Source organism: Phenylobacterium sp., from assembly GCF_041916435.1.
Classification (GTDB): domain Bacteria; phylum Pseudomonadota; class Alphaproteobacteria; order Caulobacterales; family Caulobacteraceae; genus Phenylobacterium.
Genome location: NZ_JAYRZM010000001.1, coordinates 453,871 through 477,788, shown reverse-complemented (window position 1 = coordinate 477,788; position 23,918 = coordinate 453,871). Strand labels below are relative to the sequence as shown.

Genomic DNA, 23,918 nt, shown 5'->3' with positions numbered 1-23,918 from the left:
GGGCCGGCCTCATAGGAAGATCGCAGCGAGCACGAGGAGGATCCCCACCAATCCCACGGTCCAGACCAGGCTGCGGACCATCGGCGCGCCCGCCGCATAGAGCGGGACATAGAGCGCGCGGGCCGCCACATAGAGCCCGGAGCCCCACAGGGTGAGCGGCCCGAGCTTTCCGGCCAGATAGGCGACCACCACCACCGCGGCGAACAGCGGGAAGGTCTCCAGATAGTTGCGCAGCGCCCGCTCCAGCCGCCCGGCCACGCCGGTGAGCGGGCGCGGCTCGTCGCGCGAGCCGATCGCCCAGCCCAGGTCCGCCCGCTGGCGGTTGGCCGCCGCCGCCGCCCAGAGGATCTGGACGACGCCGACGGCCGCGCCGACGGCCAGAAGCTGGAGCTCGGGCGCGGTCTTCATCGGCTAGACCGGGCTCGTGTAGTTGGGCGCCTCGCGCACCATCATCACGTCGTGCACGTGGCTTTCGCGCAGCCCCGCGCCGGTGATGCGGATGAACCGGGCGTTCTTGCGGAACGCCGCCAGGTCCGCCGCGCCGGTGTAACCCATGGCCGCGCGCAGGCCGCCGACCATCTGGTGCAGGATGGCGCTGATCGGGCCCTTGTAGGCCACCTGTCCCTCGATGCCCTCGGGCACCAGCTTCAGCGCGTCCGACACCTCCTTCTGGAAGTAGCGGTCGGCCGAGCCGCGGGACATGGCGCTCAGCGAGCCCATGCCGCGATAGGCCTTGTAGGATCGGCCCTGGTAGAGGAACACCTCGCCGGGCGACTCGTCGGTGCCGGCGAAGGCCGAGCCCATCATCGCCACCTGGGCGCCCATGGCGAGCGCCTTGGCCAGGTCGCCCGAGTACTTGATCCCGCCGTCGGCGATGATCGGCACGTCGGTGCCGGCGGCGGCGCGCACGGCGTCGGCGATGGCCGTGAGCTGGGGCACGCCGACCCCGGCGACAATGCGGGTGGTGCAGATCGAGCCGGGCCCGATGCCGACCTTCACCGCGTCCGCGCCCGCGTCGATCAGGGCCCTGGCGCCGTCATAGGTGGCGACGTTGCCGGCGACGATCTGCACGCGGTTGGTCTCGCGCTTGAGCCGGCCGACGGCCTTGGCGACGTCGGCGTTATGGCCGTGGGCGGTGTCGATCACCACCACGTCGACCCCGGCGTCCACCAGGGCGGCGGAGCGCTCGAAGCCGGCGTCGCCCACCGTGGAGGCCGCCCCGACCAGGAGGCGGCCCTGGCCGTCCTTGGCCGCCAGCGGATGGGCCTGGGCCTTCTCCATGTCCTTGACGGTGATCAGGCCCACGGCGCGGTAGTCGTCATCGACCACGATCAGCCGTTCGATCTTCTTCTCGCGCAGGAGCTGGCGGGCCTCGGCCTGGGAGACGCCCTCGCGCACCGTGACCAGATCGGTCTTGGTCATCAGCGCCCTGGCCGGCGTGTTGTCGCCGTTCTCGAAGCGCATGTCCCGGTTGGTGAGGATGCCCACCAGCTTTCCGGTGTCCGGCTCCACCACCGGGAAGCCCGAGATCTTCCGCTGCGCCTTGATCTCGCGGACCTCGCGCAGGGTCGTGTCGGGATTGATGGTCATCGGATTGATGACCATGCCGCTTTCGTAACGCTTCACCTCGCGGACCTGATCGGCCTGCTCCTCGATGGTGAGGTTGCGGTGAAGGATCCCCATGCCGCCGGCCTGGGCCATGGCGATGGCCAGCCGGCTTTCGGTGACCGTATCCATGGCGGCGGACACGATGGGGATATTCAGACTGATTTCGCGCGTGAACCGGGTGGACGTGTCCACCTGGGTGGGCATCACGTCGGATGCGCCGGGTTCGAGCAAAACATCGTCGAAGGTGAGCCCTTCGCGAATCTCCATGAGACTCTCCGTTTTGCGGGGCGGGTATCTTCGCAAACCGGCCCCGAGTCAATTGACCTGACGCAGAATGGCGAAGGCCGATGGCGTTCGCATGTCGGCGCGCCTCGCCAGGACGGCCGTGTCTGCTAGAAGCTCGGTTCGGTCCAGGGGACGCGTGGGAGATTCAGGGGCGTGACGTCGAGCTTGGCGATCTACATCGGCGCGGGCGCCTTCGCCTCCGACCGCAATCCCTTCGGCCGGACCATCGCCAACCGCCAGCTCTACCGCGCCGTGGCGCTGCACGGCGGCTTCGATCCGCTGACCTTCGTCACCCAGGAGGCGGCGACGCCCGAGGCGCTGTCGCAGACCTTCGGGCTGGACGGCGCGCAGCCCCCGCCCCGCCTGGCGCAGCGCGCCTCGCCCGAGGCGCGCGAGGCGGCGATCCGGTCCGGCGTGCTCTTCCGCGGCGATCCGGATCTGCAGGACCTGGCCTGGGAGCGCCGCGCCGCGGCCGGCGACGAGGCCTACAGCCTGGTCGGACTGGTGCACACGCTCGCGCCGCCGGCGCTGCTTCAGCGCATGGTCAACGCCGCGGTGGCCCCGACCCGGCCCTGGGACGCCCAGGTCTGCACCTCTCCCTCGGTGCGCGACGCCCTGGCCGGCGTCTACGACGCCTGGGACGCCTATCTCGCCGACCGTTTCGGCGGCCGGCCGGGGCCGCGCCCCATGCTGCCGGTGGTCCCGCTCGGCGTGGACGGCGCCCGCTTCGCCAGGAGCGCCGACCGGCCGGATGCGCGGGCCGCCCTGCGCGCGGAACTCGGCCTGGAGGCCGACGACGTGCTGGTGCTGTGGGTCGGGCGGCTGTCGTTCTTCGAAAAGGCCTATCCCCAGTCCATGTTCCGGGCGCTGCAGGAGGCGGCCGCGGAGACCGGCGCGCACGTGCATTTCGCCATGGCCGGCTGGTTCCCCGACGCCGACGCCGACCAAAGACGCTACCGCGAGGCCGCCGAGGCCTACGCCCCCCAGGTGCGCGTCACCTTCGAGAACGGCAACGACCAGGCCCGGGTGGCCGATCTGTGGGCCGGCGCTGACATCTTCATGTCGCTGGTCGACAACATCCAGGAGACCTTCGGACTCACGCCGGTGGAGGCGATGGCGGCGGGCCTGCCGGTGGTGGTCAGCGACTGGGACGGCTACAGCTTCACCGTGCGCGACGGCCAGGACGGCTTCCTGATCCCCACCCTCGGCGGGCCGCTGGACGGATCGGGCCAAGCGCTCGCCTGGCGCCACCTGATGCAGGTGGAGAGCTACCAGTCCTATGTGGGCACCGTCGCCCAGCACACCGCCGTCGACGTCGGCCGCGCGGCGCGGGCGTTGGCCGAGCTGATCCGCTCGCCGGAGCTTCGCAGGCGCATGGGCGCGGCCGGGCGCGCGCGCGTCGCCGAGGTCTTCGACTGGCCGGTGGTCATCGGCCAGTTTCGCGAGCTGTTCCAAGAGCTTGCGCAGATCCGTTCAGCCGCCGCGCCAGAGCCGGAGCGCCGCGCGCTCAACCCCGTCGTCATCGACCCCTTCCGCCAGTTCGCCGGCTTCGCGACCGCCACGCTCGCCCCGGCGACGCGCCTGGCGATCCGTCCCGGTGCGACGATCGACGACCTGACGCGCGCCAACGAGATCGCGCTCGACCGCGTGGCGAGCTACGTGCGCGCGCCCTTCGCGCAGGCCGTCCACGCCTTCGGCCTCATCGAGCGCGGCGAGGCGGCGACGGTGGCCGAGGTGTTGGCCAAGACGCCGGGCCAGCCGGCCGGGCCGATGCGCCTCACCCTGGCCTGGATGTGCAAGCTCGGCGTCCTGGCCTGGGAGGCCTGAGCCCTCAGCGGCCCTTGAAGCCCGTGGCCACGATATAGACCTCCGAGGACTCGGCCCGGCTGGCCTTGGGCTTGACGTTGCGCACCTCGGAGAAGCGACGCTTCAGCTCGCCGATGAGCTGGGCGGTCTCGCCTCCCTGGAACGCCTTGGCCACGAAGGCGCCGCCGGGCTTGAGCACCGAGACGGCGAAATCGGCCGCCGCCTCGATCAGCCCCATGATGCGCAGGTGGTCGGTCTGCTTGTGGCCCACCGTATTGGGCGCCATGTCCGACAGCACCACGTCCGGCGCCCCGCCCAGCAGCTCGATCAGCCGGGGCCCGCAGGCCGGGTCGGTGAAGTCCATCCGCAGGATGTGAGCGGGCGGGATCGGATCGACCGGCAACAGGTCCACGCCCGCGACCGCGCCGACGCCGCGCTCGATGGCCAACTGCGTCCAGCCGCCGGGCGCCAGCCCCAGGTCGATCACCCGAGCGCCAGGCTTCAACAGCCGGAAGCGGTCGTCGATCTCGGCCAGCTTGTAGGCCGCGCGCGAGCGATAGCCGTGGGCGCGGGCCTTGGCGGCGAACGGGTCGTTCACCTGGCGCTCCAGCCAGGCCTGCGAGGAGGCCGTGCGCAGCTTGGCGGTCTTCAGCCGCTGCGGCTTGCCCCGCCCCTCCTCGACGCCGCCCTCTGGCGGCTTGACCATGCGCTTGCGCGGCGGCTCGCTCATGCAGCCTCCGATCTGCGGGACGGGCCGCGACGGCGACGGCGGCGACGACGGCCGCGTCCGGCGATCAGCGACATCAGTATGCCTTCGCGCAGGCCGCGGTCGGCCACGCGCACCCGCGAACAGGGCCAGAGCTCCTGCACCGCCTGCAGGATCGCCGCCCCGGCCAGCACCAGGTCGGCCCGGTCGGGCCCGATGCAGGGCTGCTCGGCCCGCTCGCGCGCCGACAGCGCCAGGAGCTGGCCCGCCGCCGCGTCGCATTCGGCCCGGCTCATCCAGATGCCGTCCACCTGGGCGCGGTCGTAGCGGCGCAGGCCCAGGTGCATGCCGGCCAGACTGGTGATCGCGCCGGAGGTGCCTATCAGGTGGGCGCGGTCCGCCTCGAAGAGATCGCGCAAGGGATCGGCGCGGCGAAACGCCGCGATCTCGGCCTTAACCGTGTCGACCATCTGGCGGAACCAGCCCTCGGTGGCGACCTCGCCCTCCGGGAAGCGTTCGGCCAGGGTCACCACGCCGATCGGCACCGACAGCCAGGCCCGGATCGGCAGTTGCCCGGGGGTGACCCGGCCGCCCGTCGCCTCGGGCCCGCCGCCCGACAGGTCCACCCAGGAAAGCTCGGTCGAGCCGCCGCCGACGTCGACCACCAGCGCCGCCTCGGCGCTGCGGTCCAGCAGGTTCAGACAGCCCGCGACGGAGAGCTGCGCCTCCTCCCGCGGGGTGATGATCTGCAGGCGAAGCCCCGTCTCCTCGGCGACCCGGTCGACGAAGGCCTGGCCGTTGTCGGCGATGCGGCAAGCCTGTGTGGCTATGGCCTTGAGCCGCACCACCCGACGGCGGCGCACCTTCTCGGCGCTGACCTTCAGGGCCGCCAGCGCCCGCTCCATGGCCGCCTCGGAGAGCCGGCCGCTCTGGCTCAGTCCCTCCCCCAGCCGCACGATGCGGGAATAGGCCTCGACCACCCGGAACCCGCCTCCGGCCGGCGAGGCGATCAGCAACCGGCAATTGTTGGTGCCCAGGTCGAGCGCCGCATAGCACGGCTGCTCGCTCGCGGACTTGCCCCGGCTACGCGCTCTGGCGCCGGACGCACTCGGCGCCTCTGACATGGACCGCCACCTGTCCTTCGCAGGCGCGCCGCACTGGTACGCCTCACTTCACAGACGACTTTAACAAGGCCGCTCGCGCGCCGAAAGGCGCTGGGTTGCGGACTGTCACATGATCGATACGTTCACCTCTCGGTCAGGAGAGGGGGCTTAGATTCGACGGCATGGACGCTCGACTCGCCAAGTTCCGTATCGGCCAAGTGGTGAGGCACCGGATTTTTCCGTTCCGGGGCGTGATCTTCGACGTCGATCCGACCTTCAGCAATTCCGAGGAATGGTGGCTCTCCATTCCCGAGCACATCCGGCCGCGCAAGGACCAGCCGTTCTACCACCTGCTGGCGGAGAACGATGAGAACGCCTACGTCGCCTATGTGTCCGAACAGAACCTGCTGCCCGACGACACGGGCCAGCCGGTGGGCCACCCCCAGGCCGCGCTGATCTTCGAATCGTTCCGCGAGGGCCAGTACAAGCTGCGCCCCAGGATCACCCACTAAGCCGACCGGCCGGCTGCGCGCACGGCCGCGCAGGCGCGCTTGGCTGCGCCTCAGTAGTCCTTGCGCCAGCGCACGGCGAGCTTGGCGTCGCCCTGGCCGCCGACCTTGGAGATGATCGACAGGCTGTCGCGCACGCGCCACTCCACCTGGGCCGAGGCGCCGTCGCGCCCGCCGCCGGTCAGCTCCAGGTAGACGTCGTCGGTCAGGTACTTGCCGCCCGAGACGGTCACCGCGCTCTGCCCGCCGCCGCCCAGCGCCAGGCGGTCCAGCCCCGCGAAATTGCGCAGGCCGCCGATGACATCGAAGCCGCCGCCGCCGGCCAGCGACGACAGCGCCGAGGCCAGTTGCGCGGCCTCCAGCGGCGATAGCTGCGAGGCCGAGGTGCCGAACAGGACCTGCGAAAGCACCTCGTCGCTGGGCAGCACCGGCGTTGACGTGAGCGTGATCTTGGGTTTGGCCGCGGCGCCCAGGATGCGCACCACCGCCACGAGCGAAGTGTCCGAGCGCGTCGCGGTCAGGTCCAGGCGCACGTTTTCCGGGTCGGTCGACAGATAGACCGTCCCGCGCGGATCGAACTCGAAGCGCTTGCCGGCGAACTCGTAGTCGCCGCGCACCACCCGCGCTTCGCCCGTCAGCAGCGGATTCGAGGTGGTCCCGCCCACGTGCGCGTTCATGGAGAACTCCACGTCCAGGCCGCGCCCGCGCAGGAAGACCCGCCGCGGCGCCTTCAGGCTGACGTCGAGCGCGATGCCGGGCCCGACGCGCGAGGGCGCCGCCAGCGAACTTTCCAGGTTCACCGGCTTGTGGATCTCCACCACGTCCATGGCCACAACGCCCGAGGGCGTGGGCGTCACGGCGGCGATCTCGGCCTGGTCGATGGTCAGCGCGCCCGACAGGCGCACCTTGCCGTCCGAGCCGCGATCGATGGTCGCCTGGCCGCTCGCCGTGGCGCTGGCCTGTTCGTTGTCGATCAGTCGGAAGCCCTTCAGGTCGAGGCGGAAGCTGGAGGCGCCGTTGCGCGCCAGGCTCATGCGCCCGCCGCCGGACACCAGGCCGCCGTGGCCGTCCGAGGCGGTGGCCTCCGACACGCTCACCGCGTTGTCGGCGAAGTCGGCCTTGAGCTGGACGTCGCCCAGCACCAGCCCGATGCCCGCGTCGGCGAAGCGGCCGCCGTCCACCTGGGCGTGCCCCACGGCGCGGGGGTCGGCCAAGGTGCCGTCCAGGCTGCCCTGCATGCGCACGTGGCCGGAAAGGGTGCGCTCGCCGTCGGAGAACAGGTCCCACAGCGGCCGCACCTCGCCGTCGGCGAAGAACGTGCCCTTCACCGGCTTGGTGCGGTCGAGCGCGATGCGGAACGGCGAGGCCGAGGCTTCGGCCGGCAGGTCCAGGTTCGCCTGGGCCTTCAGGCCCTGGCTGTTGGCGCCCTGCGCCTCGATGTGCAGGCTCGGCCCGTCGAGCTTGGCGTGGAGCACGCCGTTGAGGCCGGTGGCCGGATCGGCGCCGCGGCCGCGCGCACCGTCGAGCTCAGCGTCCAAGGCCCCGTCCAGCCGCTCGCCGCGGCCGTGCAGGGTCAGCGTGGCGTTGGCCCGGCCGGCCAGGTCCTCGTTGAACAGCCCCATGTCGACGCCGTCGGCCTTGACCTTGATGTCGGCGTCGCCGTCGGTCATGCGCGCGTCGATGTCCAGGGCGCCGCCGTCCGAGGCGGCCAGCCGCATCCGCGCCCCGCGCGCCGCGCCGGCGAGCTGCAGATGGGCGGTCTCCACCGTCTTCAGCTCGCGCCGGCCGAGCTTGCCGCCGCCGTCGAAGGTCAGCGCGCCGTCGCCGTAGGCGCCCTTGCCGTTCAGGCTCCAGCGGCCGCTGCGCGAGGCGCCGTCGGCCGTCACGACAAACGGCAAGTGCGAAAGCGGTCCGTCCGCGCTCAGCCGCGCCTGGTGGATCGCGAAGCTGCGGCCGGGGAACAGGGCGTCCTCGGCGGTCAGGGTCGCCAGCGCCCGCGCGCCGCCCTCGCCGTCGGCCATCTTGATCTGGCCGTCGATGCGCCCGCTCTCCAGGAACGCTCCAGGCCCCACGGCCAGGTCCAGGTCCGCCCCGGAGGCGCCGTGGCTGCGCAGGGACACCGAGCCGGAGGCGTCCACCCCGCCCGCCTGCACCTTGACGTCCGTCAGGTCGAGGCCGCCGTCCGGGAAGGCGAAGGCCGCCTGCGCGCGCGCCGGGCCGTAGTCGCTGGCGGCGGTCAGGGCCGCGTGGCCGCTGGCGCCGTCCGCGGCGCGCTGGAAGTCGAGCGTGAGCTTGGCCGTCTTCAGCGGCAGGCGCGGCACGTCGATCGCGTCGATGTCGGCGACGAGCTCGGCCTTGGGCGTGGCCAGGGCGCCGGTCAGGGTTCCCGAGCCCGCCGCCTTGCCGGTCACCTCCACGGGCCCGGCGTGGAACGGCCCCGAGGCGCTCCAGTCGAGCTTGAAATCCAGTCCGCCGTCCTCGGCGACCACGCCGGAGCTTTGCGCCGCCACCGCCGCGCCGTTCAGCCGCACGTCCGAGACCGTCAGCCGCCGGCCCTCCAGCGCCGCCTCGCCATGCAGGCTAGGCTGGGCGCCCAGCATCCGGTCCAGCTCGGAAATCCCCAGCGCCAGCCCCTTGCCGCCGGCGTCGAAGCCGAAGCGCCAGGGCCCGTCGGCCTTGCTCTGGTCGGCCGACCAGCTCGCCGTCAGCTCCCCGGCCGCGCCGGGCCGGGCCGCCTGCAGGTTGAAGAGCCGCGCTTCGCCCCGGAACGTCAATGCGCCCAGCAGCGTGCGCGCGCCGCTGGCGTCCAGTTCCAGGCCCGAGCCCTTCGCCGAAAGCTGGCGCAGCAGGATCCGGCCGTTCTTCAGCCGGCGGGCCTCCATCTCCAGGCGCGGCGCAGCGCCCAGCAGCGCGGCCATGTAGCCCTGCCCCGCTCCGCCCGCGCCGTCGAACTTCAGCTTCAGGGCCAAGTCGTCGCCCTGCCGGCTGAACTCCACCGGCCCGCTCAGGCCCGCCAGCTGGTAGGCGCCTGTCGTCACCCGGCCGACGTCGGCCTGGCCGGTGAAGACCAGATCGTCAGCGCGTCCGCGCAGGGCGCCGTCGATGCGACCGGGCCCGAACCCCTCCACGCCCGCCAGCTTGGACAGGTCCGCTGCGCTCAGCGACACCGCCAGGCCCGCCGGCCCGGTGCGCCGCTCGCCGATGTCGCCCTGGCCCCGCGCCGTGACGGTCAGGTTGGCCGACGAGAGCCGGCCGTCCAGCAGGTAGAGTTCTCCAGGAGTCTTGCGGCCGTAGAGCATGAAGCTCACGTCGTCGCCCAGCCGTTCGGCCAGCCCGCGGGTCAGGCTGGAGGCGGTGAGCGACACGCGCCCCTCGGCCTGGCCGCCCTGTTCGCTCCAGTCGCCGTGCGCCTCCAGCGGCGTCGTTTCGCCGGAGACCGCGCGCGCCTTGAACTGGCCGGCCGACATCCGCCCGCTCGCGCGCACCTGCAGGTCGAACGCCTGGTCCGCCGGCAGGCCCAGCGCCCCGGCCACCGCGCCGCCCTTGGCCTCGTTGGCGTCGATGTCCAGCAGCAGCGGGCGCTTGCCGCCCATGTCGAAGCGCGCGTTGACGTGGTCGCCCGCGTGCAGAAGGCTCTTGGCTGACACTTGGCCGGCCTGGCCCTCGTCGTCGCGGCGCAGCTCCAGCGAGGCCGTCAGATCATAGAGCCCGCGGCTGTAGCTGAAGTCCGGCAGCATCTCCACGCGCGTGCGCAGGTCGGCGATCCGCACGTTCACCGGCATCCCGCCCTCGCCCGTGGGCGGGCCGAGCTGCGGGCGGCGCAGCACGCGCAACTGCTTGGCGGTGAGCAGGTCGATCGCCACCGTGCGCGCCCACAGCGCCGAGGGCCGCCAGCGCATGTGCAGGTCCTGCGCCTCGATCCAGACGCCCTTGTCGTCGGCGATGGCCAGGCGCTTGACGGTGAAGTCGCGCCACAGGTCCCCGTCCAGGCCGCTCAGTTGAAGCCGGCCCACCCGGCCGGCCTTCAACCCGTCGACGTGGGCCTCGATGAAGTGGCGGACGCCGGGGGCGAGCACGGCGAACCGCGCGCCGACCGCCAGGCCGACGAGCAGCGCCACGGCCGCCGCCAGGGCCAGGCCGATCCGCAGGCCGTGCCGCGGCTTCCGCCGCGCCGGCGCAGGCTTGGTCTCCTCGCCGCTCAAAAGCTCTGCCCGATGCTGAGGTAGATCTGGAAGCCGGAGTCGCCTCGCCGCTTGTCCAGCGGCACGGCGATGTCGGCGCGGACGGGGGCGAAGCCCAGGTCGTAGCGCACGCCAAGGCCCGCGCCGGCGCTCAGGTCCTTGCCCGCCGGAAACCGGTCGGTGCCGACGGCGCCGGCGTCAAGGAAGGCGACCACGGCCCACTTGTCGGCGACCTTCTGGCGGACCTCCGCCGAGGCCTCCAGCAGCGAAAGCCCGCCCTGCGGCGTGTTGTCGGCCAGACGCGGCCCCACCGCCTGGTAGGCGTAGCCGCGCACCGAGCCGCCGCCGCCGGCGTAGAACCGCCGCGAGGCCGGAACCTCGGGGATCGAACCCCCGACCGTCGTGCCCAGCTTCAGCCGCCCGGCCAGCACCGTGCGCGCGGTCTTGGTCAGCGGCAGATAGGCCGTCGCCTGCGACTGGACCTTCAGGTACGGCAGCGCGCCCTCGCCCGCCAGCAGGGTGGGCTCGGCCCGCGTCTCCAGCCGCCAGCCGCGCGTGGGATTGAGCGGATCGTTGCTGCGGTCCAGCGACAGCACGCCAAGGCCGGTGAAGATCGCCAGGTTGCGCCCCAGGGTGCTGAGCGTGGCGGTCTGCTTCTCGATCGTGCGACTCAAGTCGACCGACGCGCCGAGCGTCAGGAACGAGGTCTTGCCGAAGCGCCGGGTCACGTCCGCGCTGAGGCCGACGCCGGTCTCGTCATAGGCGCTCGTCCGGTCGTTGTAGGCCGATCCGCCGATCTTCAGGGTCTGCTGCGCCCGCCGCCAATGGGGCAGCGACAGGTTCAGCCCGACCTTGCTGTCGATGTCGGAGGCGCGGATCACCGCGGCCAGGGTGTCGGCGCGGCCGAGCACGTTGTAGCGCGTCCAGCTTCCGTCCAGGCCGGCGCCCTCGCTGGTCGAATAGCTGGCGCCGAGCTCCAGGGTCCGCTTGTCGCGGTCGGCCAGGCTGACGATGATCGGCCGCCGCCCGTCGGCCTGGGCCTTCTGCTTGGGCGCCAGCGCCACGGTGACCGAGTCGTACACCCCGGTGTCCAGCAGCCGGCGCTCCAGTTCGGCCACGTCGTCCGGGTCATAGGCGTCGCCGGGCTTCCAGGTGGCCAGCTTGTCCAGCCAGCGCTTGCGGGTGCGCCCGTGGGTGATCAGCTCGATGCCGTCCAGCCGCACGAGATCGCCCGCCTCGATGCGGAAGGTGGGCCTGACCGTGTGATCGGCGTGATCGACGATCACCTCGCGCGGGGCCGCCCGCACGTCGGCGTAGCCCTGCTTCTGCACGGCCGCGACGATCCGGCCCTCGGCGGCCACCACCTCGGCGGCCCGGCCCGGGCCGCCAAGCCGCAGCGCCATGGCCTTGTCGCCCGCCGCCTGCGCCGCCTCGCCGGGCGCCGGCTCCAGCCATTCGATCTTCGGGGCGGCGATGGTGAACAGCGGGCCGGGCGTGACCTGGATCACCGGCGTCGGCGCGTCGCCCTCGCCCACCACCGGCTCGACCTCATAGGCGTAGTAGCCTTCCGAACGCAGCACGGCGATCGCGTCCTCGCCGGCCTCGCGGGCCCGGCGGCGCGCCTCGAAACGGTTCTGGATCGGACGGTCCGTCTCCCCGACGGCCCTGGCGATCGCCTCGCGAAGACTGGAATCCAGCTCGCCGTCGATCCGCGCCCTCGGCGCCTCGGCGCCGGCCGCCAAGGCGGGCGCGAACAAGGACCAGGCCGCCGAAGCGGCGAGCGCATAGACCAGACGTCGCAAGCAACTCACCCTTACGCCCCCGCCCAGCGGTGTAACCGGGGCCATCTGAACTGTCACCTGGGGTGCGAAGCGAGAGATGCTTTCCATGCGCGCTGAAACTGATCAAATATTGAGCACTCACCGCCCGCGCGGTCGCTGAGCCTGAAATCGCGCTCCAAACCATTGGAGCGATCCTAGGTTCGGAGACGGTGTGAACGCGAAAGGTGTCATTCGAGTGGAGCTCAGCGTGGCCAAGGCGCAGCGTTCGGACGAAACTCCCGTCCCCGTTCAAGAAACCGCGCCTGCGCCATATGACGAGATGTCTGCGGCGGACGCGACGGTGCGTCCTCATTACGCCGCCCTGGCGCGCCGGCTCGCCGCCCTGAGCGGCGCGGACCTGGCCGAGCGCCAGCGCACCCTGGAGCGCTTCTTCCTGCTGCAGGGCATCACCTTCACCGTCTATGGCGCGGAAAGCTCCACCGAGCGGATCATCCCGACCGACCTTCTGCCGCGCATCATTCCGGCCGACGAATGGGCCAAGATCGAGGCTGGGCTGACCCAGCGGCTGCGCGCGCTGAACATGTTCCTGGCCGACATCTACGGCGACCAGCAGATCCTGATGGACGGGATCGTGCCGCGCGAGTTGGTGCTGGGCGCGCCGTCCTACCGCCGGGAGATGCAGAACCTCTTCGTGCCGCACCAGGCCTACGCCAACGTCTGCGGCTCGGACCTGATCCGCCAGCCCAACGGCGACTTCGCCGTGCTGGAGGACAATCTGCGCGTGCCCTCGGGCGTCTCCTACATGCTGGCCAACCGCGAGGCTTCCAAGCGCACCTTCCCGGGCACGTTCCGCGCCTCGGGCGTGCGTTCGATCGACCGCTATCCGGACCTGCTGCTGGCCACCCTGAAGAGCATGGCCGCCGAATGGCGGCCCAATCCCCAGGTCGTGGTGCTCACCCCCGGCGTCTACAATTCGGCCTACTACGAGCACGCCTATCTCGCGCGCCTGATGGGCGTGCCGCTCGTCGAGGGCCGCGACCTCGTGGTCCACGAGAACCTGATCTACATGCGCACCACCACCGGCCTTCGGCGGGTGGACATCATCTATCGCCGGGTGGACGACGATTTCATCGACCCCCTCACCTTCCGCCGGGATTCGGCGCTGGGCGTGGCCGGCCTGTTCAACGCCTACCGGGCCGGCAACGTGGTGATCTGCAACGCGCCGGGCACCGGCGTGGCCGACGACAAGGCGGTCTACGCCTATGTGCCGGAGATCATCCGCTACTACCTGGGCGAGGACGCCATCCTGCCCAACATCGAGACCTACCTGTGCCGCGAGCCGGCCCAGCTCAGCCACGTGCTGGCCAATCTCGACAAGCTGGTGGTCAAGGCCGTCGGCGCCTCGGGCGGCTACGGCATGCTCGTGGGGCCGCACTCCACCCAGGCCGAGCGCGAGGCCTTCGCCGAGGCGATCCGCGCCAATCCCGACAACTACATCGCCCAGCCCACCATCAGCCTGTCCACCGCCCCCTGCCTGATCGAGGGCGAGATCGACGCGCGCCACGTCGACCTGCGGCCCTTCATCCTGTCGGGCGACAAGATCGTCGTCACGCCCGGGGCCCTCACCCGCGTCGCCCTGCGCAAGGGCTCGCTGGTGGTCAACTCCAGCCAGGGCGGCGGCTCGAAGGACACCTGGGTGCTGGCCGATACCAAGGAGCCCCGCTCATGATGTTGGCGCGCGTGGCCGACAGCCTCTACTGGATCGGCCGCTACGTTGAGCGGGCCGAGCACATCTGCCGGCTCTCCGACGTGATGCTCAACGCCACCCTGGACCGCACCGACGGGGCGGCCCAGGTGGCGCGGATCGCCCTGGCCGCCGTGGGCGATCCGGACCCCGAGCGCGCCGCCGCGCCCTACGAGGTGGCCACCTCCCTGGTGCTCGACAAGGAAGACCCCGGCTCGATCGTCTCGTCCCTGGCCCGCGCCCGCGAGAACGCCCGCCAGGTGCGCGACCAGATCACCACCGAGACCTGGGAGCGGCTGAACTTCGTCTTCCTGCGGATGACCTCGCACGAGGCCAACAAGGCCTTCGCCGACGGATCCTCCGTGTTCCTGCACGAGATCATCGCCGACCTGCACCTGTTCAAGGGCGCGGCCGACGCCACCATGAGCCACGGCGAGGGTTGGCGGTTCCTGCTGCTGGGCATGTACCTGGAGCGCGCCCAGCTTGTGGCGCGACTGCTGGAGGTCTGCTTCGGCGACACGCACCGCCCAGCCCTGAACGACCACTTCGCCCTGACCAGCGTGCTGCGCATGGGCTGCGCGCTGGAGCCCTACCTGCGGGCCTACACCGCCGACATCCAGCCTCGGCTGATCCTGCGCTTCCTCTTGCTGGACGAGGATTTCCCGCGCTCGCTGCGCTTCGCCACCGCCCAGATCGAGGAGCACCTGGCGAGCCTGACCAAGTACCTGGCCGTGACGGCCCACGTCAGCCCCGAGCGGCTGGCCGGGCGGCTGCGCGCGCGCATGCAGTACGCCGACATGCAGGAGATCGAAACCCAGGGCGCGGGCGTGTTCCTCGCCAACATCGGCGATGAGTGCGCGGCCGTGCACCACGCCCTGCACGACGCCTTCGTCGCCTATCCCCTCGAAGCGCGGCTGCCGGCCTAAGGACGCGAACACGTGCTGCTCGAAATCCGCCACGTCACCCAATACCTCTACGACTCTCCGGTGCGCGAAAGCGTCATGGAGGTCTGGATGCAGCCGCAGAAGGGCGCCGGCCAGCGGCTGATCAGCTTCGAGCTGGAGCTGGACCCGCCGGCCCAGCTCTTCTCCTACGCCGACACCTTCGGCAACGCGGTCTACCATTTCGACGTGCCCCAGCCGCACGACCGGCTGACCATGGTGGCCCGCTCGGCCGTCGACACCCAGGCCCCGGCGCCCCTGCCCGAGGCGCTGGACGTGGGCGAATGGGACCGCCTGCGCAGCGACTTCGTCCGCGGCGAGAACTTCGACTTCCTGCGCCCGCACGGCTTCGCGGTGGAGACCGACGCCCTGAAGGCGTTCGTCAAGGAGAAGAACCTCGAGGAGCTGCGGGTGCGCGATCCGCTCTCGGCGCTCTTGGAGCTCAACGACATCCTGTCCAAGTCGTTCGGCTACGAGGCGGGCGTCACCGACGCCGACAGCCCGATCGACCACGCCCTGGAGGCCCGGCGCGGGGTCTGCCAGGACTTCAGCCACATCATGATCGCCATCTGCCGCTCGTGGGGCGTGCCGGCGCGCTACGTCTCGGGCTACCTGTTCACCGACCGCAAGGCCGGCGACCGCTCCGATCCGGACGCCACCCACGCCTGGGTCGAGGTGTTCCTGCCCTCCACACGCTGGTTCGGCCTGGACCCCACCAACAACGTCGTCGCCGGCGAGCGCCACGTGGCCGCCGCCGTGGGCCGCGACTACGCCGACGTGCCGCCGTCGCGCGGGGTCTACAAGGGCGAGGCCGAAAGCCAGCTCGCCGTGGGGGTTTCAGTGCGCCGGGCGCGGGCGGCCATGACCGAGCCGGAGTTCCTCCGGGTCTCGCAGCCCTCGGCCTCGCCGCGCAACAACCGCCGACGCGGCCCGTTCGGCGGGATCACCTACGACCAGCAGCAGCAACAGCAGCAGTAGCGCCCTACGACGCCAGCCTGCGGCTCGCCGAGCGCACGATCATCGGCGAGGGCATCGGCATCAGCCGGCCCAGCGCGAACATCGGCGAGCGCGAGGCGTCGTAGATCAGGAGCACGGTCAGCCGCCTCGGCTGGGTGACCACCGAGACCTGCATCGTTCCCGAGCCCAGCGCCGCGCTCGCCGCCAGCGCCCGTTCCGCCTCGGCCTTGGCCTTGCCCTCCCGGGCGTCGACGTTGATCTCGGCGACGGCGGCGGCCAGGGCGTCGTCGGCGGCGGCCTGGATCTGGCGCGAGAGCCAGAAGTAACCGCCCCAGGTCAGCAGGCCCGCGACCAGCAGCGCCAGCGCGGGGGCGAGACAGGCCATCTCCATCGCCGTGGCGATGCGCGGCGAGGTTCGCCATCGGGCCAGTTTGCGGATCAGCGCCCCCATATGCGGCCTATAGCCGCAATCCCGTAAACCACGCGTTACGGTTGCGTTCGGCCGGCGATGATTTTCTAGGGTGGACGTCGGGCCTGCGTCGTCGCAACACCGGCGCTTCAGTTCAAGGGAATCCGCCGTGTCCGCCGCCGAAACCGCCGTGCGCGCCCGCCGCAAGCTCACCAACAAGCTCATCGCCTCGCACGAGGCCGCCCGCCTGCGCCCGTTCCTGGCGCCGGACGTCAAGCTGATCACCGGCGACGGCGGCCTGATCCTGGGCGCCGACGCGGTGGTCGAGGCCTTCGCCGGCCAGTTCCGCGATCCGGCCTTCATCACCTACGTGCGCGCCACCGCCGACGTGCGCCTGGACCAGGCGCAGACGCGCGCCGCCGAGGCCGGCGACTGGACCGCCCGCTGGCGCGGCGCCGGCGGCGAAACCACCATGTCCGGGACCTACCTGGCGGTCTGGCGCAAGGTCACCGGCCAATGGGTGCTGGAATCGGAGCTCTACGTGACGCTCGAGGAGCCGGCCGCCTAGGCCGCGTCGGCCATCCACGCCCGCAGCACGGCCAGCACCTGGTCGGCGGGGGCGTAGCCGCGCGTCACCACGCCATAGACCCCTTCGTCGTTGGGGCCGGCCACCAGAGTGGGAAAGCCGGTGACGCCGGCGCGCTGCGAGATCGCGTAGTCGCGCCAGGTCTCCTGGCGCGCGTCGACCGTGTCGAGCTGGTGCAGGAAGGCGTCGCGCCGCACACCCAGGTCCGCGGCGATGTCGGCCAGCACCTCCAGCGAGGTCACGTCGCGGTTCTCGGCGTAGAACGCCGCCTGCAGCCGGCGCAGGTACTCCAGCGCCAGGTTCGGATGGTTGCGCCGCAGCAGCACCACCGCGCGGGCGGCCGGATCGGTGTCGTAGATGAAGCCCTCGCGGTCCAGCACCGATTCGTCGAACGGCTGGCCGGACGCCTCGGTGACATGGGTCCAGTGGTCGCGCAGCGAGCGCTTGGCGTCCTCGCTCAGCGGCTCCTCCGTACCGGGGCGAAGGCCGCCCATCACCACACGGATCGGCAGCTTGTCGCCGAAGGTTTCGCGGATGTCCTCGATCACCGGCGAGAAGCCGTAGCACCACGAGCACATGGGGTCGGAGAAGTAGATCAGGTGGCGGCCATCCATGGGAGCGCCTCCTCTGTTCGGTCTGCCGAACGGGAAGGCTAGCCCCGCTATGGCTCCCCCGCCACCCGGCGCGGATCACAAGTTGCGGGGTGGCGCTCGAACCGGCTTTGCGAAAAACTGGCGGCAAGGCTCGGCGTGATCGGGCCAGGTTGGGGGAGCGCGCCGTGAAGCCGTCGAACTACATCATCATCCTGGCCGACGATCTGGGCTACGGCGACCTGGGCTGCGACGGCGGCAGGATCATCCGCACGCCGAACCTCGACCGGATGGCCGCCGAGGGCGTGCGCCTGACCGACTTCTACGCCTCGGCCAACGTCTGCAGCCCCTCGCGCGCCGGCCTGCTCACCGGCCAGTACGCCATCCGCCACGGCCTGGCCCACGAGGTGATCCAGCCCTCCGATTCCATCGGCCTGCCGCCGGGCGCCTTCACCATCCCCAAGGCCCTGAAGCCGGACTACGCCACCGCCCTGATCGGCAAGTGGCACCTGGGCCACGTGGCGCCGCACTGGCCGCCCATGGCCTACGGCTTCGACGCCTTCTACGGCCTGCCCTACAGCCACGACATGCGCCCCCTGGCGCTCTACGCGGCCGACGCGCCCGACGCCCCGCTCACCGAGAGCCGCGTCGACTTCCCCAAGCTCACCCAGCACTTCTTCGAACGCACGCTCGCCTTCGCCGAGGCCAACCAGGACCGGCCGTTCTTCATCCTGCTGGCGCTCACCGCCCCGCACGTGCCGCTGCGGCCCAATCCCGACGACCTCACCGGCTCGCCCGCCGGCGCCTACGGCGAGGTGGTCGAGGAGATCGACCGCAATGTCGGGCGCCTGATGGAGCGCCTGCGCGCGCTCGGCCTGGAGGAATCGACCATGGTCGCCTTCACCTCCGACAACGGGCCGTGGTTCGAGGGCTCCTCCGGCCCGTTCCGCGACCGCAAGGGCGGCGCGGCCTGGGACGGCGGCTATCGCGTGCCGTTCATCGCCCGCCAGCCGGGAACCCTGCCGGCCGGGCGCGTCTCCGGCGCCCTGGCCTCCAACCTGGACCTGTTGCCCACGCTGATGGCGCTGTCCGGCAAGGCTCCGCCAGCCGATCTCGAGCTCGACGGACGCGATCTGTCCGCCGTGCTGCTCGGCGACGCTCCCTCGCCGCACGAGGAGATCGTGCTCTTCAACAACGCCCAGGTCGCCGCCCTGCGCACCGCGCGCTGGAAATACATCGTGCGCTCCTACTACCGCACCTACGACATCCCGCTGGACCGGCACGGCTATCCTTTGCTGTTCGATCTCGAACAGGATCCCGGCGAAAACTACAGCGTCGCGGCCCTGTTCCCCGACGTCGCCGCCGAGATGAAGGCCCGCCTGGAGCGCGCGCGCGACAAGTACGAGCCCATGGCCGCCGCCTTCCCGCCCTACGTCGCCCCGGCGTCGGCCGCCGACCACCCGGACTAGCCGCCGGACCAAACTGCACCATCGAATCGCCGTTTTGCCGCCATCAGCCGACGGTTAAGCTCGCCTGCCAAGAGAGCAGGAGCGCGCCTCCATGGCGGTTGCGCCGATCACGATTCGCAGCTTCGAGCCCGACGACACGGCCGCCGTCGTGCGCCTCATCGTGGGCGTCCAGCGCGACGAGTACGGCGTGGAGATCACCGCCCAGGACCAGCCCGACCTGATGGCGATCCCCGACTTCTACCAGTCCGGCGCCGGCGGCTTCTGGGTGGCCGAGCGGCTCGGCGCCGTGGTCGGCACGATCGGGCTGAAGGACATCGGCGGGCGCATCGGCGCGCTGCGCAAGATGTTCGTCGACCCGTCAGCCCGGGGCGCCGGCGGCGCGGGTGGACGGCTGCTGGACGTGCTGATCGCCCATGCGCGGGCGGTGGGCCTGTCCACCATCTACCTGGGCACGACCGACCGGTTCCTCGCCGCGCACCGCTTCTACGAGAAGAACGATTTCGACGAGATCGCCGCCGACGAACTGCCCGCCAGCTTTCCGCGCATGGCGGTGGACACGAAATTCTACCGGCGCGACCTTGTCAGGCAGGCGGCGTGAGGAATCTGCGCGTGCGGGGTTTGGTAGGCCGGCTGGGGGTCGAACCCAGGACCATTCGATTAAAAGTCGAATGCTCTACCACTGAGCTACCGGCCCTTGGCGCGGCGCGCGGGACGCGCCGGGCGAAGCGGCGCGGACCTTAGGGCCCAGCTCTCTTCGGAGCAAGGCCGGCGACTGGCGATTTCGGGGCGGTTGAAACAGGACTAGAGTGAACATCCATGCGCGTCGCAATCACGATGAGCGCGGCCCTCCTGCTGCTGATGGGCGGCTGCACCACCACGCCGGCGGACGGTTCGCCGAAGATCCAGACCACCTCCGAGGCCAATCGCGAGGATCTGGAGAGCGCCGTGCAGGCGCCCCTGCGCGACGTCAACGTCTTGCGCACCAAGATACCGGCGGTGCTGCTCGAGGCGCTGGCCGATCCCTATGCGCGGCCGGACAAGCGCCTGACCTGCCACACCATCGAGGCCCTGCTCGCCCCGCTGGACGACGCCCTGGGCCCCGACCTCGACCAGCCGCCCGAGCCTGGCGATTCGATGGGCGAACAGGGGCGTGACGGCGCGCTCGGCATGGTGGCCGGCGCCGCCAGCGACGTGATCCCCTTCCGAAGCTGGGTGCGCAAGCTCACCGGCGCCGAGCGGCACGACCGGCTCGTGCAGAAGTCGATCCTGGCCGGCGCGGTGCGCCGCGGCTACCTGAAGGGGCTGGGCGAATCCAAGGGCTGCAACCCGCCGGCCACGCCCGCGCACATGGCCGAGCCGCCGCCCGTGGTCACCCAGGAGTTCAAGCCGCGCTATCCGATCCGCTGAACCGCGCGGCGCCTAGCCCGACGCGCCCTGGCGCGCGGCGAAGGCCCGGCGGAAGGCGTCGAGCCGGCCCTCGGCGATGGCCGCTCGCATCTCGCCCATCAGGGCCTGGAAGAAGGCCAGGTTATGCCAGGAGAGCAGCACCTGGCCCAGGATCTCCTGGGCCTTCACCAGGTGGTGCAGATAGGCCTTGGAATAGGCCGACGACGCCGGGCAGGCGCTGTCGGGATCGAGCGGCGCCTCGTCCTCGGCGAAGCGGGCGTTCTTCAGGTTGATCGGCCCGTCCCAGGTCCAGGCCTGGCCGTGCCGGCCCGAGCGGGTCGGCAGCACGCAGTCGAACATGTCCACCCCGCGCGCCACCGCCTCGACCAGGTCGATCGGCTTGCCCACGCCCATCAGGTAGCGCGGACGGTCCGCCGGCAGCATGGCCGGCGCATAGTCCAGCACCTCGCACATCGCCTGGTGGCCCTCGCCCACGGCCAAGCCGCCGATGGCGTAGCCGTCGAAGCCGATCTCCACGAGCCGCTCGGCCGATTCGCGGCGCAGATGCTCCACGGTCGAGCCCTGCTGGATGCCGAACAGCGCCTGGGTCTCGCGCTCGCCGAACGCGGCCTTGCAGCGCGCGCCCCAGCGGGCCGAGCGGCGCAGCGCCTCGGCCGCGACCGTCTCCTCCGCCGGCCAGGCCACCAACTCGTCGAGCTGCATGACGATGTCCGAGCCCAAGAGGTCGGCCTGGATCTCGATGGACCGTTCCGGGCTGAGTGCGTGGCGCGATCCGTCCAGGTGGCTCTGGAACGTGACGGCCTCCTCGGTGACCTTGGAGATCTTCGACAGGCTCATCACCTGGAAGCCGCCGGAGTCGGTCAGGATCGGCCGCTCCCAGCGCATGAACTTGTGCAGGCCGCCCAGCCGCGCCACCCGCTCGGCCGTGGGCCGCAGCATCAGGTGGTAGGTGTTGCCCAGGAGGATGTCCGCGCCGGTCTGGGCCACCTGATCCACGGTCAGCGCCTTGACCGTCCCGGCCGTGCCCACCGGCATGAACGCCGGCGTGCGGATCTCGCCGCGCGGCGTGGACAGGACGCCGGTGCGCGCCGCGCCGTCGGTCGCCTTGATCGTGAAGGGGAAGGCCGCCATCAGGCCGCCCTCCAGAGCAGGCTCGCGTCGCCGTAGGAATAGAAGCGGTAGCCGCTCTCGATCGCATGCGCATAGGCCGCGCGCATGGTCTCAAGGCCCGCGAAGGCGCTGACCAGCATGAACAGGGTCGATTTCGGCAGGTGGAAGTTGGTCATCAGCCCGTCGGCGGCGCGGAAGCGGTAGCCCGGCGTGATGAAGATCGAGGTCTCCGCGGCGAAGGGGCGGATCACGCCGTCCTCGCCGGCCGCGCTTTCCAGCAGCCGCAGCGAGGTGGTGCCGACGCAGACGATCCGCCCGCCCGCCGCCCGCGCGGCGTTCAGCCGCCCGGCGGTCGCCGCGTCCACCTCGCCGAATTCGGGGTGCATGCGATGCTCGGCGATCACCTCGGTCTTCACCGGCAGGAAGGTGCCCGCGCCCACGTGCAGGGTCACGAACTCCAGGGCTACGCCCTTGGCCCGCAGCCGCTCAAGCAGCTCGGGGGTGAAGTGCAGGCCCGCCGTCGGCGCGGCCACCGAACCGGACTCGTCGGCGTAGACGGTCTGGTAGTCGGCGCGGTCCTGGGCGTCCTCGCCCCGCTTCGCGGCGATATAGGGCGGCAGCGGCATGGCGCCCCGCTCGGCGATGGCCGCGTCCAGGTCGGGGCCGGCCAGGTCGAAGGCCAGGGTGACCTCCCCGCCCTCGCCCTTCTCCGCCACCGTCGCGTCCAGGCTGGCGAGCAGGCAGGCGCGGTCCTCGGTCTCGCCGAACGCCACCCGGTCGCCGGGCGCCAACCGCTTGCCCGGCCGCATGAAGGCGCTCCAGCGGCTGGGCGAGAGCCGCCGGTGCAAGGTGGCCTCCACGGCCACGACGGACTCGCTGCGGATGCGCCGGCCCTTCAGCCTCGCCGGGATCACCCTGGTGTCGTTCAGCACCAGCACGTCGCCCGCGCGCAACAGGTCCGGCAGGTCGGACACCCGAAGGTCGGCGAGCGGCGCCGCGGGCTCGACCAGCAGCAGGCGCGCGGAATCCCTGGGCGTGGCGGGCCGCAGCGCGATCCGGTCGTCCGGCAGGTCGAAGTCGAAGTCGGCAAGCTGCATGAGGCCCGGGTCAAGGCCATGCGCCGGCCTGTGCGTCAAGCCGCAACGCATGCTAGAGCCGCCCGATGTCCCTGCTGCGCCGCCTCCTCCTGCGGGCCCTGTCGACGGCGGCGCTCACCGTGGCGGCCGTCTGCGCGTCGGGCGCCGTGGCCGCCCTGGGGGGCGTCTTCAGCCGCCGTCTCGACATATTGACCCACCTCGCGCCGATCTGGCTGGCGGGCGCGTTCGCGGCCGCCGTGCTGGGCCTGGCGGCTCCGGCGGGCGCGGCGCGGCGGGCGACCTTCGCCCTGGCGCTGGCGGGGCTCCTCGCCTCCGGCCTGCTGATGGCCCCGGAATACCTGCGCCCCGACCCGCCCGCCGCGCCGGCGGACGCGCCGCGGCAAATCCGCCTGGTGCAGTTCAACGCCTGGGGCGGGCGCAACGCGGACGTCGACGGGGCGCTCGCCTGGCTCCTGAAGACGCATCCCGACGTGATCGTCATGGAGGAGCCCTCGCGCGCGCTCGTCGCGGCCCTGCGGAATGCGGGCGGCTATCACGCGAGCTGCTACACCGCGCACGACAGGTTCTGCGGATCGGTCGTCCTCAGCCGCGCCAAGCCGCTGTCGCGGGGCTTCGAAGAGGCGGCGGGCCGGCGCGGGCGCATTCCCGCCGCGCGCGCGGTGCTGCCGGCGCCCGGCGGCGGAACCTTCACGGTGATGGCCGCCCATCTGCTCTGGCCGACCAGCGCCAGGGGCCAGGCCTGGCAGCGGCGGCGGATCGGCGAATTGCTGGACCCGCCCGGCCGGCGCGACCGGCTCATCCTGGCCGGCGACTTCAACTCCACGCCCTGGTCGTTCGCCCGCCGGGCCGACGACCGGGCCTGGGGCCTTCGGCGGCGCACCCGGGCCCTGTTCAGTTGGCCCACGCCGTTCGCGCAGTTGCGCGGTCTCGGCGCGCCCTTCCCGCTCCTGCCCATCGACCACGTCTACGCCGGATCGGCCTGGCGCACCGTCAAGGTCGAGCGCGGCCCGGCGATCGGCTCCGACCACTATCCGGTGCTGGTGGTGCTGGCGCTCGCGCCTCAGGCCTGAGCCAGGCCCGCGAGTTCTCGCTCGACGTTGGCCCGCGCCTGGGCTTCGAGCCGGCCGGCGAACCCCGGATCGGCGTAGATCGCCGGCGCATCCAGGAAGGCCTTCAGCACGCGCGCGCGGCCAGTCCGCCACGCCGCCTCGGGCACGTGGGCGTATTCGGCGCGCACGTCGCGCGCATAGGCGTCATAGGCGCTCGCGGTCGCGCCCAGGATCGCCAGGTCGATGGAGACCAGGATCGCCCCCAGCCGGTCGCCGGCCGCCACGGCGTGGCCGGCGGTCAGCCCGATCAGCCGCGCGACCTCCTCCCGCTCGGCCGGCCCGACGCCGAGGCCGGCGAGGTCGCGCCGCGCCATCTCGGCGCTCCGCGCCTCGTTGTCCGGCGCCTTCGGGTCATAGACGGCGTCGTGCCACCAGATCGCCCAGGTCAGGAGCCGCCGGTCGGCCCCGCTCAAGCCGTCCACCTGGTCCAGCAGCGCCAGACAGGCGTCGATGTGAGCGCGGCCGTGATAGCGCCGGTGCGGCTCGGCGTAGGCGGCTTCCAGCCCGGGCGTCATCGGCC

The 23,918-nt window shown here is 71.7% G+C and carries 21 protein-coding genes and 1 tRNA gene; 10 read left to right on the top strand and 12 right to left on the bottom strand.

From position 1 onward, the window contains the following. Window positions 1-9: 9 nt before the first annotated feature. Together ACE3TA_RS02340 and guaB are read right to left on the bottom strand one after the other, a co-directional pair. A complete protein-coding gene (locus tag ACE3TA_RS02340) occupies window positions 10-408 on the bottom strand; it encodes an MAPEG family protein (RefSeq protein WP_374570088.1) in 399 nt (132 codons plus the stop codon). 3 nt (window positions 409-411) lie between these two features. Continuing rightward, window positions 412-1,875 carry an IMP dehydrogenase gene (gene guaB, locus ACE3TA_RS02335; RefSeq protein ID WP_374570087.1) on the bottom strand — a complete coding sequence of 488 codons (1,464 nt, stop codon included), beginning with the start codon at window positions 1,873-1,875 and terminating at the stop codon, window positions 412-414. Between the two features lie 171 nt (window positions 1,876-2,046). Here guaB and ACE3TA_RS02330 point away from each other — a divergent pair, with 171 nt between their 5' ends. Then, window positions 2,047-3,720 carry a glycosyltransferase family 4 protein gene (locus ACE3TA_RS02330; RefSeq protein WP_374570086.1) on the top strand — a complete coding sequence of 558 codons (1,674 nt, stop codon included), beginning with the start codon at window positions 2,047-2,049 and terminating at the stop codon, window positions 3,718-3,720. Between the two features lie 4 nt (window positions 3,721-3,724). Here ACE3TA_RS02330 and ACE3TA_RS02325 read toward each other — a convergent pair whose 3' ends face one another. Beyond that, window positions 3,725-4,429, bottom strand: a complete 705-nt coding sequence (locus ACE3TA_RS02325) for an RlmE family RNA methyltransferase (RefSeq protein WP_374570085.1) — start codon at window positions 4,427-4,429, stop codon at window positions 3,725-3,727. Beyond that, window positions 4,426-5,529, bottom strand: a complete 1,104-nt coding sequence (locus tag ACE3TA_RS02320; RefSeq protein ID WP_374570084.1) for a Ppx/GppA phosphatase family protein — start codon at window positions 5,527-5,529, stop codon at window positions 4,426-4,428. Before ACE3TA_RS02320 ends, ACE3TA_RS02325 begins: the two co-directional genes overlap by 4 nt. Before the next feature lie 161 nt (window positions 5,530-5,690). On the opposite strand from ACE3TA_RS02320, the gene hspQ reads away from it, so the two are divergent. Then, entirely contained in the window at window positions 5,691-6,020 is a 330-nt protein-coding gene (gene hspQ / locus ACE3TA_RS02315) for a heat shock protein HspQ (RefSeq protein WP_374570083.1), read from the top strand. Between the two features lie 50 nt (window positions 6,021-6,070). Here hspQ and ACE3TA_RS02310 read toward each other — a convergent pair whose 3' ends face one another. Both ACE3TA_RS02310 and ACE3TA_RS02305 read right to left on the bottom strand, forming a co-directional pair. Then, window positions 6,071-10,219, bottom strand: a complete 4,149-nt coding sequence (locus ACE3TA_RS02310; protein ID WP_374570082.1) for a translocation/assembly module TamB domain-containing protein — start codon at window positions 10,217-10,219, stop codon at window positions 6,071-6,073. After that, window positions 10,216-12,000 (bottom strand): autotransporter assembly complex family protein, encoded by a 1,785-nt coding sequence (locus ACE3TA_RS02305; RefSeq protein ID WP_374570081.1) that lies wholly within the window; start codon window positions 11,998-12,000, stop codon window positions 10,216-10,218. The genes ACE3TA_RS02310 and ACE3TA_RS02305 overlap by 4 nt, the downstream gene beginning before the upstream one ends. A gap of 298 nt (window positions 12,001-12,298) precedes the next feature. Here ACE3TA_RS02305 and ACE3TA_RS02300 point away from each other — a divergent pair, with 298 nt between their 5' ends. The 3 genes from ACE3TA_RS02300 to ACE3TA_RS02290 are packed head-to-tail and all read left to right on the top strand — an operon-like array spanning window position 12,299 to window position 15,642. Further along, window positions 12,299-13,708 (top strand): circularly permuted type 2 ATP-grasp protein, encoded by a 1,410-nt coding sequence (locus ACE3TA_RS02300; RefSeq protein WP_374570080.1) that lies wholly within the window; start codon window positions 12,299-12,301, stop codon window positions 13,706-13,708. Continuing rightward, complete coding sequence (locus tag ACE3TA_RS02295) at window positions 13,705-14,649, top strand: alpha-E domain-containing protein (protein WP_374570079.1); 945 nt, start codon at window positions 13,705-13,707, stop codon at window positions 14,647-14,649. Before ACE3TA_RS02300 ends, ACE3TA_RS02295 begins: the two co-directional genes overlap by 4 nt. A gap of 12 nt (window positions 14,650-14,661) precedes the next feature. Beyond that, a complete protein-coding gene (locus tag ACE3TA_RS02290) occupies window positions 14,662-15,642 on the top strand; it encodes a transglutaminase domain-containing protein (protein ID WP_374570078.1) in 981 nt (326 codons plus the stop codon). A gap of 4 nt (window positions 15,643-15,646) precedes the next feature. On the opposite strand, the gene ACE3TA_RS02285 is transcribed toward ACE3TA_RS02290, so the two are convergent. Beyond that, window positions 15,647-16,072, bottom strand: a complete 426-nt coding sequence (locus ACE3TA_RS02285; RefSeq protein ID WP_374570077.1) for a TadE/TadG family type IV pilus assembly protein — start codon at window positions 16,070-16,072, stop codon at window positions 15,647-15,649. 127 nt (window positions 16,073-16,199) lie between these two features. On the opposite strand from ACE3TA_RS02285, the gene ACE3TA_RS02280 reads away from it, so the two are divergent. Further along, window positions 16,200-16,598 carry a nuclear transport factor 2 family protein gene (locus ACE3TA_RS02280; protein ID WP_374570076.1) on the top strand — a complete coding sequence of 133 codons (399 nt, stop codon included), beginning with the start codon at window positions 16,200-16,202 and terminating at the stop codon, window positions 16,596-16,598. Here the strand turns inward: ACE3TA_RS02280 and ACE3TA_RS02275 are convergent. Continuing rightward, a complete protein-coding gene (locus ACE3TA_RS02275; protein ID WP_374570075.1) occupies window positions 16,595-17,230 on the bottom strand; it encodes a DsbA family protein in 636 nt (211 codons plus the stop codon). The two genes, ACE3TA_RS02280 and ACE3TA_RS02275, sit on opposite strands and share 4 nt — an antisense overlap. Before the next feature lie 164 nt (window positions 17,231-17,394). Between ACE3TA_RS02275 and ACE3TA_RS02270 the strand changes: the two genes are divergently transcribed. Beyond that, window positions 17,395-18,675, top strand: coding sequence for a sulfatase (locus ACE3TA_RS02270; protein WP_374570074.1), 1,281 nt, complete (start codon window positions 17,395-17,397; stop codon window positions 18,673-18,675). Between the two features lie 91 nt (window positions 18,676-18,766). Further along, entirely contained in the window at window positions 18,767-19,273 is a 507-nt protein-coding gene (locus tag ACE3TA_RS02265; RefSeq protein WP_374570073.1) for a GNAT family N-acetyltransferase, read from the top strand. Window positions 19,274-19,294: 21 nt separating this feature from the next. On the opposite strand, the gene ACE3TA_RS02260 is transcribed toward ACE3TA_RS02265, so the two are convergent. Then, window positions 19,295-19,369, bottom strand: a tRNA-Lys gene (locus ACE3TA_RS02260). 122 nt (window positions 19,370-19,491) lie between these two features. On the opposite strand from ACE3TA_RS02260, the gene ACE3TA_RS02255 reads away from it, so the two are divergent. Further along, window positions 19,492-20,082 (top strand): hypothetical protein, encoded by a 591-nt coding sequence (locus ACE3TA_RS02255; protein WP_374570072.1) that lies wholly within the window; start codon window positions 19,492-19,494, stop codon window positions 20,080-20,082. Window positions 20,083-20,094: 12 nt separating this feature from the next. On the opposite strand, the gene tgt is transcribed toward ACE3TA_RS02255, so the two are convergent. Beyond that, on the bottom strand, window positions 20,095-21,213 hold the full coding sequence (tgt, locus tag ACE3TA_RS02250) for a tRNA guanosine(34) transglycosylase Tgt (protein ID WP_374570071.1): 1,119 nt from the start codon (window positions 21,211-21,213) through the stop codon (window positions 20,095-20,097). Next, complete coding sequence (queA, locus tag ACE3TA_RS02245; RefSeq protein ID WP_374570070.1) at window positions 21,213-22,289, bottom strand: tRNA preQ1(34) S-adenosylmethionine ribosyltransferase-isomerase QueA; 1,077 nt, start codon at window positions 22,287-22,289, stop codon at window positions 21,213-21,215. The genes tgt and queA overlap by 1 nt, the downstream gene beginning before the upstream one ends. Before the next feature lie 65 nt (window positions 22,290-22,354). Between queA and ACE3TA_RS02240 the strand changes: the two genes are divergently transcribed. Continuing rightward, a complete protein-coding gene (locus ACE3TA_RS02240; protein WP_374570069.1) occupies window positions 22,355-23,359 on the top strand; it encodes an endonuclease/exonuclease/phosphatase family protein in 1,005 nt (334 codons plus the stop codon). On the opposite strand, the gene ACE3TA_RS02235 is transcribed toward ACE3TA_RS02240, so the two are convergent. Further along, a complete protein-coding gene (locus ACE3TA_RS02235) occupies window positions 23,350-23,913 on the bottom strand; it encodes a phosphohydrolase (protein WP_374570068.1) in 564 nt (187 codons plus the stop codon). The two genes, ACE3TA_RS02240 and ACE3TA_RS02235, sit on opposite strands and share 10 nt — an antisense overlap. Window positions 23,914-23,918: the final 5 nt, after the last annotated feature.